Source organism: Mesorhizobium norvegicum, assembly GCF_004919685.1.
In the GTDB taxonomy this organism is placed as follows: Bacteria; Pseudomonadota; Alphaproteobacteria; order Rhizobiales; family Rhizobiaceae; genus Mesorhizobium; species Mesorhizobium norvegicum.
Genome location: NZ_SMYZ01000048.1, coordinates 1 through 18,983, shown reverse-complemented (window position 1 = coordinate 18,983; position 18,983 = coordinate 1). Strand labels below are relative to the sequence as shown.

10 protein-coding genes and 1 pseudogene are annotated in these 18,983 nt (G+C 60.4%); 1 reads left to right on the top strand and 10 read right to left on the bottom strand.

The annotated features are described in order from the left end of the window. Position 1: 1 nt before the first annotated feature. From virB4 to FCU66_RS20630, 4 genes are read right to left on the bottom strand one after another with little or no spacing between them, the layout of a single operon-like run. Positions 2 to 2,371, bottom strand: coding sequence for a type IV secretion/conjugal transfer ATPase VirB4 (gene virB4, locus FCU66_RS20645; RefSeq protein ID WP_136621952.1), 2,370 nt, complete (start codon positions 2,369 to 2,371; stop codon positions 2 to 4). Next, a complete protein-coding gene (locus FCU66_RS20640) occupies positions 2,371 to 2,697 on the bottom strand; it encodes a type IV secretion system protein VirB3 (RefSeq protein ID WP_006329140.1) in 327 nt (108 codons plus the stop codon). Before FCU66_RS20640 ends, virB4 begins: the two co-directional genes overlap by 1 nt. Continuing rightward, entirely contained in the window at positions 2,697 to 3,062 is a 366-nt protein-coding gene (virB2, locus tag FCU66_RS20635) for a pilin major subunit VirB2 (RefSeq protein WP_032925931.1), read from the bottom strand. Before virB2 ends, FCU66_RS20640 begins: the two co-directional genes overlap by 1 nt. A gap of 14 nt (positions 3,063 to 3,076) precedes the next feature. After that, positions 3,077 to 3,859 (bottom strand): type IV secretion system lytic transglycosylase VirB1, encoded by a 783-nt coding sequence (locus FCU66_RS20630; RefSeq protein WP_136621953.1) that lies wholly within the window; start codon positions 3,857 to 3,859, stop codon positions 3,077 to 3,079. A 1,302-nt stretch (positions 3,860 to 5,161) separates the two neighbouring features. Between FCU66_RS20630 and virG the strand changes: the two genes are divergently transcribed. Then, a complete protein-coding gene (gene virG / locus FCU66_RS20625) occupies positions 5,162 to 5,887 on the top strand; it encodes a two-component system response regulator VirG (RefSeq protein WP_136621954.1) in 726 nt (241 codons plus the stop codon). Between the two features lie 89 nt (positions 5,888 to 5,976). Here the strand turns inward: virG and FCU66_RS20620 are convergent. The 6 genes and pseudogenes from FCU66_RS20620 to FCU66_RS20590 form a co-directional block, all read right to left on the bottom strand. Further along, positions 5,977 to 6,439: pseudogene (locus tag FCU66_RS20620) on the bottom strand (IS66 family transposase); the annotation flags it as partial. A gap of 121 nt (positions 6,440 to 6,560) precedes the next feature. After that, entirely contained in the window at positions 6,561 to 12,020 is a 5,460-nt protein-coding gene (locus FCU66_RS20615) for a Ulp1 family isopeptidase (protein WP_136621967.1), read from the bottom strand. 48 nt (positions 12,021 to 12,068) lie between these two features. Next, positions 12,069 to 13,814, bottom strand: coding sequence for a type IV secretion system ATPase VirD4 (gene virD4 / locus FCU66_RS20610; RefSeq protein WP_136621955.1), 1,746 nt, complete (start codon positions 13,812 to 13,814; stop codon positions 12,069 to 12,071). Between the two features lie 1,498 nt (positions 13,815 to 15,312). Then, on the bottom strand, positions 15,313 to 16,965 hold the full coding sequence (locus tag FCU66_RS20600; RefSeq protein ID WP_136621957.1) for an MFS transporter: 1,653 nt from the start codon (positions 16,963 to 16,965) through the stop codon (positions 15,313 to 15,315). Positions 16,966 to 17,370: 405 nt separating this feature from the next. After that, positions 17,371 to 18,426 (bottom strand): type 2 isopentenyl-diphosphate Delta-isomerase, encoded by a 1,056-nt coding sequence (gene fni, locus FCU66_RS20595; RefSeq protein WP_136621958.1) that lies wholly within the window; start codon positions 18,424 to 18,426, stop codon positions 17,371 to 17,373. An 85-nt stretch (positions 18,427 to 18,511) separates the two neighbouring features. Further along, positions 18,512 to 18,983, bottom strand: a 472-nt coding sequence (locus FCU66_RS20590; protein ID WP_425462860.1) for a terpene synthase family protein, incomplete at its 5' end; no start/stop codon positions are given.

The window sequence follows — 18,983 nt, the reverse complement described above, 5'->3', positions numbered from 1 at the left end:
GTCAGTCTTGAATTTCGTTGTAACGAGCCATGAACTTGTCGAGCCACGCACTTGGGGCATCTCCGTGCTGGTCACGAAGCTGGTCGACAAAGCGCACGGTGTTGGCCCGCCCCGAGAGTACGGCTACATACTCGCGCATCTGGCCAAGATCGAATTCGCAAACAACACTCCCGCTCTCGCGCTTGAGCAAAAACTTGCGGCTGCCAATTGCCATTCCCTGGCGGATTGCCTCGAACTCCTGCGTGGTGCACTTCAAGCCATCGACATACGCGGCCCGGTCGGCCGTCGGTGATGGGTAGAAGATCTTGGTCATGCATTGTGCAACGAGACTGGCCCCGAGGGGCGATTCAAGCACGTGTTCAGGCTGCTGCGTTGCGAGTATCAACATGCCGTTGTTCTTGCGGACGGTGAGCAGGAACTTGTCGATAACAGCCGAGAACTGCGGGTTGAGCAGATAGAAGCGAAATTCGTCGCAGCTCATGACGAACCGACGGCCATCGACAACAGCGCCCACGCGGTGCAGAAGATATGCGGCGGCCGGCGCACAGACCTCCTCAAATTCCAGGAGCTGCGTCATGTCGAAGCCGGTAATGGAGGCATCCAGCCTGACTTCGTCCTCATCGCCGTCAAAGGCCCATCCAAGCGCATTCCCTCTACACCACCGCTGCAGCCGTGCTCCCGCGCCCTCCGAGGGGCTGTGCAGCAGGAATTCGCGCAGGCCCGCAAGTGAACGCATGGCGGGTTCAAACGAAAGTTGACGAAGAATGCCACGTTCCAGTCGACGGCTTTCCTCCGGCGAGATCGGACCACGGCCGTCACTCTCGATGAGGGCCATCAGCCATTCGCGCAGAAAATCCAACGAGGCGGAGGTGTTGTCCAGTCCGCGCAGAGGGGCCAAGCCGCTCGGAGCGCCTCTGCGCAACGCAAGGTATGTCCCTCCCGTGGCTCGCACCAGCAGTTCACCACCCCGGTCTTTATCGAAAAAGACGATGGCGCCATTGCGATCGACCACGCTTTGCTCAAGCATCGCGAGGATAAAGGTCATCAGCGTCGTCTTGCCTTTGCCGACGGGTCCGAATATCGCCGTCATGCCGACGTCATTCTCATGGGGGATGTAGTCGAAAGACGTTCCACCGTTTGTGCGAAAGCGCGCAACAGCTTTGCCCCAGTGGCCGGAGCTGGAACCGCTGGGGAAGTTCTCAAATGAGACAAGCCCGGCAAAATTGTACGAGGTGATCGCCCCGGGGCGCGTGCGCCACCTGTTGTTCCCCGGGAGTTGGGACCAGTACGCGGCCTCCATGCCGATACCCTCTTGGACGATAACGGCGCCTGTGTCGGCCAGCCTTGCGCGCGCATTTGCCGCGCGATCTGCAAGGCTATTGAGGCTGTCGCCATAGACGCACAGGCTCAGATGATGCGAACCCATGACGAACTCGTTGCTTGCCAGTGCGTCCTCTGCCTCGGCAAGTTCATTGATCTGGGTGAGAGCCTTGTCGCCGGCGCTCGTCATCTGGCTGGATTTAAGGCTAAGCTTCGCATGAGCTTGTGGCCGAGTGAGGAAGGAAAAGCTCTGGCTCAGGACAAGCGGGAAGTTGGCGGACAGTAAGGGATTTAGCATGCCTGGCCGCGTCGTCGCCGGATATTCACGGAACGAAAACAATGATCCCACGGAGCTATCCCCGGGTCTTCGAATCTCAAGCGCCCGCTTCCCGCAGATGACCCGATCAGTGTAGATCGAGGCGCCAAGCGAGCCGGTAACCATCGGAACCGGAAGAAACCGGCAAGTCATTATCAGCCGAAGCGCCTCACCAATTTCCGTGAAGAGCACGTTGCCTTTCTCGCGAATACCCAACCGGCACAGACCGTAACCGCCGAGTGAGCCAGCAATGATCTGCCAGAGGTCCTCCAGGCTTCGCAGTTGTGTGGCCAGATCCTTGTCATTCCGTCTGGGGGATTTGGCAATGCGCCAGCCGATCTTACCGATTGCGGTGCGGGGGGACACGACGATAGTGAGGAAGTGATCGTTGCGAAAGAGCTTGCCCGACAGCACATGGCGCTCATAGGCCTCGCTCAGACTGCCAGCAAATGCACTTTGAAACTGGCGCGATGCCGGCTCCGGCACATCGTTGTTGCGCACAAGATGAGCGTATAGCGTGACATTGTCATCCGCGATGTTGCGCAAGAGAGTGTTGAACGCGCGGCAGCGCGAATTGCGCATCTCTGCGTCTTCCAAATCAAAGGGCAGGCCGTTCACGTGTGCCATGGCCATGATCGATCCGTCTTCCAGCAGGACAACCTGGTCGCTGAGATGACCGACATACGGAAGATAGATCTCGCCAGATCTCTCGGTCCGGCCACTGGCGCCAAACATTACACCATTCCTCTTCCGCGTTTCGGCACTCTGATCGGATTGACGCTGACGCTCGCGCCACCCCAGACCGGCCCGTCCACGCTTCTGCCGGCCGTCTGCAAATAGAGGAGCGCGACGCTTGCGGCGTTATAGTCACGCTCAACCACCAGCCGTGCCCCGAACCAAAGTGGCACGAGCACGATTTCATAAAGTGGGTTTTGAAGGACAATGATGACGAGACCAGCCAACATCATCAGCAATCCGGCCAGCGTCAGCGGCACCCCCAGAAACAGTGCGGGACGTGTCGCCGCCACATAGAGGGTGCTCACTTCCAACCGGTCGCTCATCAGCCACCGCCTATGAGCGCCTTGCCCAGGAAGCTTGCGCCGAACATGATGACGATCCCTCCAACGACACCCGCAACCAGGCCAAGTGAAGCACGACCGAACATCCAAGAGATGCCGATGGCCACGAGTCCGAGCACCGCCAGTGATTGTCCGAAGGGGCCAAGTATGAAGGTGCAGATATTCTGGACCATCTTGGCGGGATCCGTCCCTCCGGTCACCTGAGCCGAGGCTGGCCCGATGGAGAAGACCGTCCACGCGGCGCCTGCAGCAGCGGCCGGTACATATTCAGCCGTCGTGCGCAGCATGGAAAAAGGCGAAGGAACACGCGTTTTAAGCGCACGAAGTATTTTGAATGGCTTCATCATTGTATCTCCATGGTTCAATCGAATACGAGTTTGTTCGGGTTCGAGGGTTTCCGCTCTTCCGCAGCCTGGCTGCCTGTCGGACCGGAGGGATCGGCCCCGGAGCGGTTTGACTCATACGAGCCCCAGATGTCCCAAGAATTTTGTTTGGGCTGCTTTCCATTGGCCTGTTGGCTCTGTTGGAGCAGAGGCGGCACGGCTTTCCGACCGGATGCCTCAAGGTGTGGCGCATCTGGAGCGGTCGGCTCCAGCGTTCGCTCGAGATGACTCGCGATGTCCTTTGCGGCCGACTCGACCTTGCGTACATAACCGTTGGTGAAGCCACGCGTGACGTCGCCCGTGTTGTAGGCCGAGATGGCACGGCGAAGCGCCAGTTGCTGCGCCGGAGCAGTCGTGCCGCCGGCATACCGGCTTTCAAGCAAGTGGGCGGCGGCCGATAGCGAGGCGCAGGGCTCGAAAGCCTTTTCCGGCGTGAGATTGAGGAAGGAAAAGTTCTTGCTGTTTATCTGCATCAATCCGACATCGACAGAATGTTGTGCTTCGAGGCGGTTCTTGATGCCCCGCGTCGCTTCCAGGCGGTCTATCCAGCGAAGCTGCTCACCTGTGGTGTTGTCATGAGCCACCAGCGTTTCAAAGCCACTTTCAATTTTGGCAATCGCGGCGAGTGTGGACGGCGCAACCCAGGGAGCGCATTTGCGCGACAGGCCGTGGAATTCACGGGGCGAAAGTGGCGCGGGCTCGGCTGGGAATGACATGGATGTCAACAGGGCGATGGCCAGCGGCCAAGCTGCAATAAACATTCCTATCCCCTACCTTTCGAAGCGTCCGGACCGGTTCTGGCCCTGTCCGGCACGCGCTTATCGGGCAGGTTTGTTACTGCGTGATGTTCAAGTTCAGCTTTTTCGGTTTCAACTGAAGCAAAGAGCTTGTTCGTGTCCGGGTGCATGGGCACCTTGCGCATGCGCGGGTTGCGCGGGCGCGATCAGCCGGCACATCTCGACCATCGCGGTGGATCATTCCTGCGCGGGATTGCCCGTCCCGGCTGTCCGTTGCTCTTGCAGCGTCAACCGCGACTTGGCATGGGCGGTGATGGAATCTTGTGTCAGCGCCTGGCCGAAGGACAAAATGGGGAGCTTGGCGGGTTCATCTCAGGCTGCGGAAGCTTGGGTCGATCGAACGCGAGAACCGACTAGGGCGCCGAGCTGCCCAATGTTGCGACATGCTGCCGTTGTTGCAAGAGACAGCCATGCGCCCTGCATACTCAGGCATTGGTTGAAACCGCGAGTTCGTCCGCGAAGCTTGTCGGAGGCGCAAATATGCGGGACGAGGGTCAACTGGGAAGACGTGGCGGCGCAGCCGGCCTGGTGCGAGACCTGGTTCAGCTGTTCGGCCGCGCAGCGAACTGGTGGGTCACGCACAGTCCCATCGGCAGAAACCGCAGGCGGATTGACGCAGTCCGTCAGCGCTCTCGACAAGTACAGTGACAGGCTCAAAAGGAAGGTATTGCATCAACTGAGAAATGTTAGCTCGCAAGGTAACCGTAACCGTAATCGGACCTGCCGATCGCCGGGAACAGGATTGGCGCCGCCGGCCACTGCCCAATGACCTGCCTTGGGCAGGAGACATAGCCTTGGCACAAGGCCACTATAGCGAATCACGGTCGTTCTTCGGCCAACCGCCTTTGCGATCAATCAAACGCCGCGCTGCTCCACCGCGTCCGAGCCGCACGCACGAGCGGGAGGATTTCGAGGTGATCCAGGTCCGCAAGCGCCAGAAACGCGAAGAAGATGCAAGGACATGGCAAGCGATCGGGCGTCCGTGCCGTCGTAATCAAGTGGTGTTGGCAGGCCTGCACCAACGGCGGAGCTCGCGAATAAGCGAAGGACCACACGGGGTCATACCGGCGCTTGGAGATGTGTGGTGGCCACCGGCTGCCTGGATGCGGTCAATTCGCTGTGGATGAAAAGACCAGGCCGAGCAACGGCCTCACATTGGCCGCACGCACCGGCGAGTGGTAGCAAGGGGCAGCTGTTCTGCGTGGTGCCCCAAGGGTTGCTCGGCAACAGCTTTAGACAAGGGGATTCAAGATTGAAGGTGAGCCGTTGAAACATGTTCTTGTCATTGACGATGATGCCGCAATGCGACGCCTCATCTCCCAGTATCTCATGATGCATGCCTTGAAGGTGACCGCAGTCAACGATAGCAAGCAGTTTAACTACGTTCTATCGCATGAGCCAGTCGATCTCGTGGTTGTTGACCTCAACCTAGGCCGGGAGGATGGGCTTGCCATCGTCCGCAAACTGGCGACAAAATCGGATTTACCCATCATAGTGATCAGCGGCGACCGGCTTGATGAGGCGGAAAAAGTCGTTGCGCTGGAGCTCGGCGCAACCGATTTCATCCCCAAGCCTTTCGGGCTGCGCGAGTTCTTGGCCCGCATTCGAGTAGGGCTACGCCAGCGCATTTCCAGTCCGCGAACGAAAGATCATCGCTCATTTCGGTTCGGAGCCTGGAAGCTCAGCGTCAAGCAGCGGCGACTGATCTGTGCGGAGCGTGGCGAAGTCAAGCTTACCGCATGTGAGTTCAACCTGCTGATCGCGTTCCTGGAGAACCCCCGCAATGTCCTATCCAGAGAACGGCTTTTGCTCGCGAGCCGTGTGCGTGGAGAAGAGGTCTACGATCGAAGTATCGATGTCCTAATCTTGCGCTTGCGCCGAAAGCTGGAGGCTGATGCGGCCAATCCAAGGCTAGTCAAGACATGCCGTGGTGCAGGGTATTTCTTCAACGCTGACGTAGACGTTAGCTACGGAGGCACCTTGGCCGCCTGACTGGAGCTATTCTGGAGATTGGCTGACGAGACTGATGAAGCGTGGCGGTGTTTTCTGGCGGCCTTTAGCTCGGCGCCTGGATGTCGGACCCAAGGCAGCATCTCGTCGATCTGGCTGGGATGGCTGTTGACGATCCTGGTGGTGAGGACGTCGGCGAGATAACCGAGTGACTCGACACCATTGAGCCTGCAGCTTTCGATCAGCGACGCAATGACTGCCCAGTGTTCGGCACCGCCGTTCAAGCCGGCGAAGAGCGCGTACTTGCGGACGGATTGAGCGCTCGACGGTGTTGTTGTCGATCTCGGTGCGACCGTCGTCAACGAAGCGCGAGAGGCCTTCGCAGCGTGAGAGCGTGTAGCGGATTGCCTCGGCGACCTTGGTCTTCTGACCGATCAGGCCGAGCTTTCACGCAGCCAAGGTTCAAGATGGCGACAATAGCGCGGCTATTTTCCCGACGCGTCGCACGGCGTTCATCGGCCGATCGGCCGCGGATATCGTCCTCGATCTTATTGAGGTGGGCGATCGTCTCAGCGCCTCGCTGGCGATCGGCGAGTTCCAGGCCTACATCGCCTTCCAACAGTGCCAGTCTGATCAATTACGGTGAGAGCTACCGGTCCGGAGATCGCATCAGCCTCTCCGTCGCCAAAAGAGCTGTTCTGCTTAGCCGTCGAGCTCAACGTCCAGCGTCGGAGCGCTCTCTGCTCCTGAAGGAAGCCATGAGGTCCGCTCGGGCTTGATCGGAGGCTTGGCCGATGGACGTTGTGTTTGCGTCGCTCGGCTGCCGCCCGATGGCGAGGCTTTGCGAATTGTCAGTCCTTTGCCTTTTCGCTGGTCTCAACGGCGCTGTGTAACGTTCAGTGTTGATGATGACGCCCCCACTGTTCACGCGGTTGCTCCTGTGCAGTGTACTCGTCAGCTTGTCCTCGGCCTCGCGCGTCTGGCCCAAGTGCCGTTCCAACGGCGCTGGCGCGACCTGTCTGGCTTGCTGTTCTTGCAACGCGGCGTGTTGCACCTGCGACCCGGCTGCTGCCAAAGCTTCGGCGGGGCTTGCGGCAAGCTCGTGCGGCAAGCGCCCCTCTCTCAGTCGGTTTTGCAGCGCCTGCCGATCGGCGACGAGGTAGTTGAGGTGCAGCGGCAGCTGCTGGTCTGGCCGCTCTTCGTTCGCCAATCGACGAACCAGCTCGCGCGTGCCGTCCACCACGAAGACGCCGCAGTCAACAGCGTTTTTCTGCTGCGCCATGTCGGGTGTTACCAGGGTCGCGTCCAGTCTTGTAGCGAGCTTTCGTGCAGGCGCGTCGTTGTATCGCTGTTCATTTTGCTGGATGGAGTCGTAGTGATAGGCGACCGCTCTTTCCGGATCGCGGCGATCTACGAGGAGCAGCGACCAATGGGTGCCGTGGTCAATACCCACCCCATCGTTCACTGGCACGAACAGGAAGTCGGATGGGCCGGCGTTTCGATCATAAATCGACTGCAATGTGCCTCGCGCGTCTTGCTGCTCCATGTGGCGCAGCAGATGGGAGACCGACGGATCGACCAGCCGCGTCCGGGCGGCGAGCGCTGGATCGGCCTGCTGCAGCTGCTGCTCGAGGAATTCGTAATCCCTCTGGATATGTTCGTCGCCCAGCAGTTGGGTGGCCCCGAGCACCGCCCCCCGGGGGAGATTGGACGAGCCTGACGGAAGGGCTTCGATGTGTGCATCGGAGGAGGTGGTCAGATCGACCAACGGAACCCCGAGATGGGTGTCTGAGAGCCTGGCGGTCGCTGGCAAGGCGGGTCCCGGAGCCCTTGCCGGTACTGCTGCCGCTCCAGCTTCCCTTATCGCTCCGCGATGGAGGAGCCAAACGTCATTACCCTCCTCTGGCCTCCGGGCGGTGTAGCCGTGGCCTTTAATCTCGTAGTTCCATTCCGGCTTGTCCGCGTCCGGCAAGAGGCCATAATGGTACAAGGAAGAGAGCATCGCCTCTGGGACGCGTTGAGTCCCATGGGAGAAGCCTTTGGGCACGGCGAACGAAACATTTATGGAGTCCTCGATCGCAGCCGGGGGCGCCTCGGACCTTGCTGAGGGCGCGGCCCCCGCATGCAGGCTTCCAATGTGTTCGGACCCTGGGCCTTGAACGGGTACCCCTGCCAATGGCAATTCACCCAACTGCTGCATGGGGGGCTGCATCGGCACGCGGCCGCCTTCGCTCGGCGGCTGCTGAATGGCGATGCTTTGCGGATTATCAGTCCCCTGCCTCTCCGCCGGCCGCAACGGCGCCGTCGAATGTTCATTGTTGATGATGAACCGCTCGGGTGGCAGGAGGTTGCCCTGGTCAAGCGCATCCGGCCAGGGCCGGTGTTGGCTGACAGCTAACGCTGGCGGGGCGGCGGCCTCAACTCCGGCGTGCCCAGAGCCGGCCGCTGCCAAAGCGTCCGCCACGATCCTGTCTGACGCAGGCTTCGCATCGCGAACCCGTTCAAGCGCCAAGCGGAGATAATCGTTGCCTGGAAACAACACCTCGGCGAATTCGATCCGCGAATCATGATCCAGCCCAGAGATCGTCCGGCCCCGCCTCTCAAGCGCCTCAGAAAATCTGCGAAGACTATGACCATAGACAACACGGGTGCTTGGGGCCAAGCTGCTGTCACTGGTCACTTGTTCCAAGACATGCGCATCTGCCTTTGAAGGCACCGTCACTGGCCACCGGCCAGTCGCTGAATAGCCCGGCTCATGATACGCACGCAGGACGTTCAACGCCGGCCTTATATCCCTTATGTCAGTGTCTTTCGGAAAGAAGGTATCGAGGTGATCGACCAGGGATTGGTGATTTTTTAGATCAGTCGCTTGGCCACGAGCGCCGAGATCATTCGCCAATCGGCGAAGCGCATACGAGTATATTCGGAGCGTCGGCGCGCTATGGCGTTGCTGAGCCTCAGCATGGGCGATCGCCTTATCAATCACGTCCCGGTGTTCGTCGGACAAGTGGGGATAGCGGTTAGCCGGGGCACCAACAGTCGCTGAATAGCCCGGCTCATGATAGGCACGCAGGACGTTCAACGCCCTCTTCATATCATCGTTTTTCGGAAAGAAAGCATCGAGGTGATCGACCAGGGATTGGTGATTTTTTAGATCAGTCGCTTGGCCACGAGCGCCGAGATCATTTGCCAATCGGCGAAGTGCATACCTGTATTTTAGGACCGTGCTCTCGCTATATTTTTGCTGAGCCGCAGCGTGGGCGATCGCCTTATCGATAAGGTCGCGGTGTTCGTCGGACAAATGGCGATAGCCGGTGGCACGGGCGCCACTCGCGACAGGTTCGGCTCGGCGCGGCTCGGCCACGCGCTGCTCAAAGCCCGCTTGCCGCGCTTGGCCAGCATCCGGAGTCCCATGGGAGAAGCCTTTGGGGACGGCGAATGAGACGTTTATGGAGTTCTCGATGGCAGCGGGGGGTGCCTCAGCCCTTGCGGAGGGCGCGGCCTCCGCATGCAGCCTTCCGATGTGTTCGGACCCCGTCCCTTGAACCGGTACCCCTTGCAATGGCAATTCACCCAACTGCTGCGTGGGGGGCTGCATCGGCACGCGGCCGCCTGAATTGCCGATTTCGCTCGGCTGCTGCTGAATGGCGACGGCTTGCGGCCTATCCACGGCCCTCTGCCTCTTCGCTGGCCGGAACAGCGCTGTGGAATGTTCGTTGTTGATGATGCCCCCCTGGGGTGGCAGGTGGTTGCCTTGGTCAAGCGCATCCGGCGAGGGCCGGATCTGCTGTTGGCTGGCAGCCAAGACTGGCGGGGCAGCGGCCTGAACTCCGGCGTGCCCAGATGTTGCGAAAGCGTCCGACACGCTTCTGTTGGGGTCCTCCGGCCCAGCACGCATCCCTGGATTGCTGAACAAAGATGAGGCGGCTTGATCACCCTGCCGCTGCTGAAGCACTTCGCGGAACCCCTGTTCCAGTCGCAGAAGCTCCTCTGCATTGGTTGGCGGCTGGTGAGCTCGATCATCGAACAACGGCCGGAGCGCCTGGGGAACCTCCGCGCTGAAAGAAGGCGAGGTGGCTTGATCACCCTGCCGCTGCTCAAGCACTTCGCGGAGCCCCTGTTCCAGTCGCAGAAGCTCCTCTGCATTGGTTGGCGGCTGGTGAGCTCGATCATCGACCAGCGGCCGGAGCGCCTCGGGAACCTTCGCGCTGAAAGAAGACGAGGTGGCTTGATCATCCTGCCGCTGCTGAAGCACTTCGCGGAACCCCTGTTCCAGTCGCAGAAGCTCCTCTGGATTGGTTGGCGGCTTGTGAGCTCGATTATCGAACAGCGGCCGCAAGGCCTCGGGAACCTCCGCATTGTGAACCCGCTGCAGCGCCAAGCGGAGTTTCTTGTTGCCTGGAAACAACGCCTCGGCGAGTTCGGTCCGCGAATTGTGATCCAGCCCAGAGATCGTCTGGCCCCGACTCTCAAGCTCCTCAGAAAATCTGCGAAGAAGTCGACCATAGACGACACGGGTGCTTACGGCCAACTCGCTGTCACTGCTTAATTTTTCCAAGATACGCGCATCTGGCTTTGAAGGCACCGCCGCTGGCCACCAGCCGGTCGCTGCATAGCCCGGCTCATGATACGCACGTAGGACGTTCAACGCCGTTTTAATGCTCTGGTCATTCGGAAAGAAAGTATCGAGGTGATCGACCAGGGATTGGTGATTTTTTAGATCAGTCGCTTGGCCACGAGCGCCGAGATCATTCGCCAATCGGCGAAGCGCATTCGAGTATATTCGCAGCGTGTCCGCGCTCTGGTTTTGCTGAGCCGCAGCGCGGTCGATCGCCTTATCAATAACGTCCCGGTGTTCGGCGGACAGATGGGGATAGCTGGCAGCAGGGCCGCCAGCAGTCGCTGAATAGCTCGGCTCATGATACGCACGCAGGGCCTTCAACGCGCTCTTCATATCAACGTCTTTCGGAAAGAAAGCACCGACGTGATCGACCAGGGATTTGTGATCTCTTAGATCGGTCGCTTGGCCACGAGCGCTGAGATCATTCGCCAACCGGCGAAGTGCAAACGTGTATTTTCGGGCCGTGGTCTCGCTATATTTTTCCTGGGAGTGGGCGATCGCTCTATCAATAAGGTCCCGGTGTTCGCCGGACAGATGGTGATAGCGGGAAGCACGGGCGCCACTCGCAACGGGGTCGGCTCGGCGCGGCTCGGCCACGTGCTGCTCAAAGCCCGCTTGCCGCGCTTGGCCAGCATCCGGCAAGGGGCCAGGGCGGTCCAAGGAAGAGAGCATCGCGTCTGGGACGCGTTGGGTCCCATGGGAGAACCCTTGGGGGACGGCGAACGAAACGTTTATGGAGTCCTCGATCGCAGCCGGGGGCGCCTCGGACCTTGCTGAGGGCGCGGCTTCCGCATGCAGCCTTCCGATGTGTTCGGACCCTGTCCCTTGAACCGGTACCCCTTGCAATGGCAATTCACCCAATTGCTGCATGGGGGGCTGCATCGGCATGCGGCCGCCTGAATTGCCGATTTCGCTCGGCTGCTGCTGAATGGCGACGGCTTGCGGCCTATCCACGGACCTCTGCCTCTTCGCCGGCGGGAACAGCGCTGTGGAATGTTCGTTGTTGATGATGCCCCCCTGGGGTGGCAGGTGGTTGCCTTGGTCAAGCGCATCCGGCGAGGGCCGGATCTGCTGTTGGCTGGCAGCCAAGACTGGCGGGGCGGCGGCCTGAACTCCGGCGTGCCCAGAGCTTGCGAAAGCATCCGACACGCTTCTGTTGGGGTCCTCCGGCCCAGCACGCATCCCTGGGTTGCTGAGCGAAGACGAGGCGGCTTGATCATCCTGCCGCTGCTGAAGCACTTCGCGGAACCCCTGTTCCAGTCGCAGAAGCTCCTCTGCATTGGTTGGCGGCTGGTGAGCTCGATCATCGAACAGCGGCCGGAGCGCCTCGGGAACCTCAGCGCTGAAAGAAGACGAGGCGGCTTGCTCATCCTGCCATTGCTGAAGCACTTCGCGGAACCCCTGGTCCAGTCGCTGAAGCTCCTCTGGATTGGTTGGCGACTCGTCAGCTTGATCGAACAGCCTCCGGGCCTCGGCAAGGTGCTGCTCAACGCCCACTTGCCTGGCCTGGACCGCTTGATCCTCTTCCAAGCCGGCGTCCTGCACCTGCGGCAAAGCTGTTACACGGGATGGATTTTTTCGCTGGTCCACATTAGCCTCGCATCAAACTGTATCGTCAAAGTCTTGCGCCAATCCGCGCAGCGGCTCATCGAGTCGAGATTCTGCGGAGAATCCCTCCTCTGCTTCCGTCAAGGGTGCCGGCTCCGGGAGGGCGCCTGTCTGGCTTTCAAAGATGCGTTTCAGAAGGCGGTCCGAAAAATATCGCACCTTCCTCAGTTGCAATGGCGGCAGACCTTTGATGAGAACAATCTCGTACTCGTCATTGAGCAGCCGAACCTGTTCGGGACGCAGCAGCGGCGCACCTTGAAACGAATTCTGAATGTTCCGGTCGAACGCTCGCGACTGGCTGTAGGAAATCGATTTGGCTTCAAACGTGTATTCACCGATGGCTTTGGAAATGTAGTTCGGAGTCTCGTCATCGGCCGTGGCCATGAACACTTGCAATCCGGTATTGCTGAGAAAATTCTGCTTACCGGCCTCTCCATAAGCCCCCGTTAGTGCCGAAAGGCTTTGGATGATGAGCATGAAACGCCCCTTGTAGCCCGCGATAGTCGTAATTGCGGTCTCGATCGCCTCCAGCTTCCCCAAGTGCTTGAACTCATCGAGCAGAAAGAGAACCTCGTGCTTTTCGTCCTGGCGGGGCAGCGACCGCTGTAGAATTGAAACGATTTGCTGAAAAAATAAGCGTATCAAAGGCGCGATCACCTCAAGGTCGTTCGGACCAACGCAAAGATAGATGCACGTTCTGCGACGGCGAAGATCATAGACCGAAAAGTCCGAGCGACTTGTAGCCGCCTTGACAGCCGGATCCGCCCACAAGTTGAGCCCGCCATCGCCGAGCACGGACGTGTAGGAGGTTAGGATTTTCGTGTCGTTCCCCGCCATGTCGTCGAAGATGCGTTGTGCCTCTTTGTTCCGGGTCTCCATGGCGAGCTGCGCGAAGAGCTTAAACTTCTCCCCCGGCTGAGCGAACAGATCATAGACGGCGCCGATTGTTGGCGTGCCCCGCTCGATGCAGGCAAGGATCCCCGCGACAAAGATATCTCGCGCGCCGGCGACGAAACCTTCCGCCCCCTCCCCCTTGGCCGTAATCAGGTTCGCGGCCAAGCGGCGGGCTTCGGTGAATTGCTGCTGTGGATGCAGTGCTATGAGATCCAACAGTGGATTGTAGCAGTTTGTGCGCCGCTCTGAATCCAGTGGCGCGAATTTGAACACTTCGTGGCCAGCGGCTTTACGCGCCCTCGATGTGAGCTCAAAGAGCTCCCCCTTGACGTCCAGAGCTATCACAGAGCCTTTAAATGTAAGTAGCGTTGGAATGACTATGCCGACCCCCTTGCCAGCGCGGGTCGGCGCAACGATGAGGCTGTGAGGCTGCTCGCCATTGGTCAGGTAATAGCCAGGCCAGAAAGGACCACTCGTCTTCCCGAAGACCGGCCCTGTCACGCCACGGTAGCGTCGCAGATATCCCGGGCGTCGCATTTCATCCACTCGAGCCCAACGAGCGGTCCCGTGATGTTCGAGCTTGCGGCGCAATACGACCTGCTGAATCAGCAAGACAACCGCAGACGTCGAGAGCACGATAGCCGCGCCCTGATAGAAAACGGGGGTTGCGAAACCCAAATAGAAGGGCGTCTCAAACCAAAAGGCACGGACATCAAACGCCATCAGAGCCTCGCCGCTACCCCCGTGGCGGAAGGTTGCGTACAGACTTGCCGCACAGAACCCCAAGGCGAGTGAGCACGCGATGCTAATGGCTATGTTGGGGGACGTCGTTTTTGTAGAAGACATTGTTCCATGGCCGAATTAGCCGTGCTGATGCTGCGCTTGCTTCAGACACCGAACCGAGGTCGCGCGATGCCGACGCTCGACAGATCGATGCCGCAGCGGGTGGTGCGATGCTTGAATCGCGCCACCCGGCAGACGTGGATTTTGAAAGTTTCACGAAGCAGGTACGTCGACGGCCAGCGAATTGGAAACAGCAAGGCCGTGAACGGAATTCGGGAGAGGAAGTGTTACTGCCATGGCCAAGACCTCAACGGCCGGTGCGATCCCTGCTTCTCCTCGCCTCCATTAGATTCTCTCGGGCGTGATTGTAGGAGTGGCTTATATCCCGGCCGACTTGACCACCCCGCTGCAGCTGTTCGTGGGAGGTTTGCGGGCCAACTGTATCACGGACTGCAGCCCCAATACCTGCTATGTGGGCGTCCAGATCCGCACTGCGTTCCTCTGCTGCATGCCGCGGAGGAGGCATCTGCGGCAAGATGTCTTGCATGCCGGGAATTGAGTGAGCTTGGGCCTGTTGATTTGGATCTAACTGGTGATACATCGCGTACATAGCATTGGATGCTGTCGACCTGACGTGGCCATCCGGATCGGTAGCCAATTCAGCGGCCTGATCAAAAATGCGAGCTTTATTTTCAGCGTTAAACTTGCTGAAGTTTTGCGCAGCGTAAAGCGCTCCGATAGCTTGCGAAGGTGGGTCCATGTTGCCAATGCGATTAACAATGCTATCTTGCGTCTCTGGCCTAAGGTAGTGGGATACGTTACTGACTGCTCTGAATTGCTCCAATGCTACTTCATCCGAGGTGTGCCCCAACCCGGCAGTCAATTTGTCCCCCAGATCGACGGCTGATCGTCCAAGCTGATTGGTCCGCGTTTCAAATCTCGCGAGGTCAGTTTCTGGCTCGGTTCGAGTGCCCCGAACGGCTATGCGCTCTCGCCTCCCGAGTTCTTTGAAGGTCCCAAGATTTCGCGCTGTATCGCGCGGGTTAGCGCTTACCAGCCGTTCTGCAACATCGGTCAATGGTCCGTATGGAAGGTCACGGAGGGTACTGCGATTCCCCACGTCTTGGGATGAACTTGCAGCTGCGCGTGCCCGTTTGTTATCGCGATCCATTGCTCGGCCTCCAAAGTCGTTAAGTTACCCAATCAGGGTACCACCGACGCTTGACCTGCTAAACCGATATGAGGTTACAGTTGTAGTCTGGCAGAAGCTTCTCCCAACTCTGGGATACGCCGAGAGCCGTAACCGGGGCAGATTTCCGGGCGGAAGGGTTTGCGGCGAGAGCGTTCGTGATTCACCGTTTGCGTGACGCATCAGGATCGTCTCGTATAAGAGAGTGCTCGAGTGCCGAGGAATCTCTCCGACAAGGATACGTCTGAGCCGCCCAGTATGCCGGCCGGCAACCACCCGAATGGATCGCAGCCGATCTGCAAAACGGATGGTGAGAGCGTTGGCTCGTTTCCAACCCATCCTGTCTCACCAGCGCGGACGCCTGGACGGATGTCAACGCCGGAAAAAGAACCGCATCGATTGGTCCCGCTTGCGGCCAGCTCCAGTCGGGCGCTCGATCGCAAGCGTGATTCGAGGAGGAAGCTCTCCCAGGTGCAATGCGAGGAGACGCTGGTCCAACTCCTTGTCGGCTGCCGTAAGGCGGTGGTTCAGGCGAAGGTAGTCCATCCAGGTCGGGGTGCGGAAGGTTTCTGTCCAACGCGAAGGCTGCTGGAGGTCGCGCTGGAGATTCCAGTGTCGCGCACCAACGCCGCTTTGTACTCGCCGCCGTTCCCGCATCTGCTCCAGGAACGCTTCGACATTTGCTTCGGGTATTGAATATTCGATCTTGGCGACGATCGGCCCGCTTCGGGGCTTCAAATCCAGGGCAACCTGAGGCGTTTCGAAGCCAAGAGGAGCCTGATCGGAATCTTTCCATTGACGGATGGGCAGCAGGAAGCCGGTGCCAGCGACCAGCACCAGCGCGCCACCTGAGAGCTCCAGAGCCGAGCTCAGCGAATAGCTCTCGGCCACCGTACCCCACAGCCAGCTGCCAGCCGCGATGCCGCCGGATGAAAGGGCATAATAGATCGAGAGCGTGCGACCAACGACCCACCTTGGACTCGCCAACTGGACGCTTACGTCCAGCCCGGTCCAGGTCACGACCCAGCCCGCGCCGCCGAGCGCCAGCGCGATAGCCGCCACCGCCACCGAGGGGGTGAAAGCAAGCGATAGACAACAAGCCGCACAGGCGATGCACGACAGTGTCGTCAAACGTTCCTGGGACAGCCTCCGTCTCAGAATGTTGTTGCAGATGCCGGCGAACAAGGCGCCGGTCCCGAAGCCGGCCATCAGGATGCCGTAAACGACTGGCCCTCCCCCCAGCTGATCGCGGGCGACGAGAGGCAAGAGCGCTAGTATAGAGATGCTCGTCAGCCCAAAAAGGGCACCGCGGGCAATTGCTGCCTTGATTTCGGATGACAGGGCAGTGAAGCGCGCTCCGTCATGGATCGCCGTGGTCAATGGTTCACTCGGCAGCGGTGACGAGCGAACATGCCATTTGCAGCGCCCTATGGTCCACAGCAGCATCAGATATGTAAGCGTCGCCACTGCGAAAGCCGTCAAAGGGCCAAAGGAAGCAACGACGACGCCACCGAGAGCGGGACCGATGCTTCGGACGGCGTTATATCCGACCGAGATAAGCGTGACGGCGGCCGGAACATCGCGCTTTCGCAGGATATCGCCAACCGACGCGTGCCAGGCGGGGTCGGTGAAAGCGGCGCCTACTCCGGCCAAACAGCTGAATGCAAGAACCATCCATGGATTGAAAATTCCGAGACCTGCAAGAACAGTCAGCATCGTCGAGGACAATGCTATCACGCACCAGCCAGCGAACATGAGATTGCGGCGGCTGTAATTGTCGGCTAGGGCGCCGGCGATAATTGACAGGAGGAATGTGGGCAAGGTTGTCGAAGCCTGCACCAAGGCGACCATCACATCCGATGTCGAAATGGTCGCCATCAGCCAACTGATGGCAACCATTTGAATCAGCCACCCTAGACTGGATACCTGTGTGGCAATCCAGATCGGACGGAAAGTTGAATTCTCGAGCGGCGCAAACGTTGCCGATGACACCGGATTAACTTCTTCACGCGCCACCCCGCTCATTGGGCCGAGCCTCCCTTCGCTGCCAGTTGTATGAGATTTCTCCCCGCCCACTTGCTCTGGAGGAATGGCAGGATCAGGGCATTTTATCTGCGCAACGCAAGTTATTTTTGCCTGGCCGATGCTGCGACAGAACCGAATGCTTCCTCTGGCGCGATCGTTCCGCTATGCGTGACGAGACCGGTTCGATCCTGTCGTTGTCGATCCCCGACCACGTTACAAGAATCGTCAGTTTGACGATCCTTGGCGTCTCCAACCAAGCCACGTCCTGGGCATCGACTTCCCTTCTGGTGACCACGAGCTCTCGCGCATTGAACCGCCTCGCCAAGGTGGATCAGTAGTCTATCTTTGGCGTAGGTATTCAGCAGCTTGCTAGGCGCCCGCCGCCACGTGCGGGAGACGCCGGTATTAACCGGGGGGCAGATGCGCCGAGGGCAGCAAGCGCGCCTGACGCAACGCCGCCAGATCAGCCGAGCCGGTGCAGAAGCAGGCGACGGCCAACTGGCGGATGACGATCTCGAAATGCGCGACAACCGCCTCGGTGGACACCGTCGCCGCGCGCAGCACGCCGGCCGCCTGCCCGGCGATGTCCGCGCCCAGGCGGATGGCCTTGGCCACGTCGACGCCGTCGCGGATCCCGCCCGACGCGATCAGCTTCACAGTTGGCAGCGCCCGACGTACCGCCTGCACGCTGGCCGGGGTCGGAATCCCCCAGTCGGCGAACGCCATCGCCACTGCACGGTCGGCGGCATCGCGGGCTCGCTCGCCCTCCACCGCGGCCCAACTGGTGCCGCCGGCGCCGGCGACATCGATGACCGCCACGCCCGCCTTGACGAGCGCGCAGGCCACCGAGGCGGACAGGCCCGATCCCACTTCCTTGGCCACAATCGGCACGTCCACGCTGCGCGCGGCGCGAGCGATCTGCGCCAGGACGCCGCGCCAGTCGCGGTCGCCCTCCGGCTGTACCGCTTCCTGCAGCGCATTGAGATGGACGATGAGTCCATCGGCCTCCAGCGCATCCACCGCCCGGCGCGCCAGGTCCAGGCCGTCGGCCTCGCGCAGTTGCGCGGCGCCGATATTGGCCAGCAAGGGAATGTCTGGGGCCATGCGGCGCAGCGCGCGCGTCAGCCCCTGGGAGTTGCGGGATTGCAGGCTCACGCGCTGCGAACCGACGCACATGGCGATCCCCAAGGCTTGTGCTGCCTCGCTCAGATGCCGGTTGATGGCCTCGGCGCGTGGCACGCCGCCGGTCATGGAGCTGATCAGCAGCGGCGCGCGCATGGTCTTGCCCAGCAGCGAGGCGCGCAGGTCGATCTGCGTCAGGTCCAACTCGGGCAATGCGCAGTGTTCGAAACGGATGTACTCCCAGCCGGCGGCGGCCGTGGCCGGCGCCGTTCGCCGATCCAGCACGATGTCCAGATGGTCGTCCTTGCGCCGGCTCGGGACGTTGTCGCTATCGCTCATGCTCGCTCCATCCGTCGCATCGGGGGACGGCGTTGCGTCGGATCGGACCGACGGCAGCGGTGCGCACGCAGCCACATCACGCCGTTCAGGCGGGCGCACGCTGGCCTCCCCCCGCAGCGTCGCTGCGGTAGCGGCTGGTCGAGGTCTGGTAGTACTGCGCGCGGATGGCCGCCAGGGCCTCGATCAACGGTCCCCACGGCGCGGGAAAGCGTTCTTCCGCCATCACCCGGTGCAGCATGCGCGTATGGCCGGCCAGCTCGTCGTTGAGGAACTCCACCACAGGCATAGCCGGATAGCGCTGCCGCAGCAGGATCGCCGCGTTGTCGGCCTCGCCGGCCGACCTGTCCTTGTCGCGTCCATGCAGATCGTTCTGCAGGCGCCCTATCGCGGAGATGAGCCGCAGGGCCCGGCGAAACGCCGGACGCGCACGCAAGGTCGCCATGTCCAACCCCCACAGCAACGAAAGGCAACAGAACACGTTCGTGTAGGCGATCGAATCGATGCCATTGTGCAGGTACTCGGCGTAGGACCAGCGTTCCGCCCCTGCCGCCTGCGCG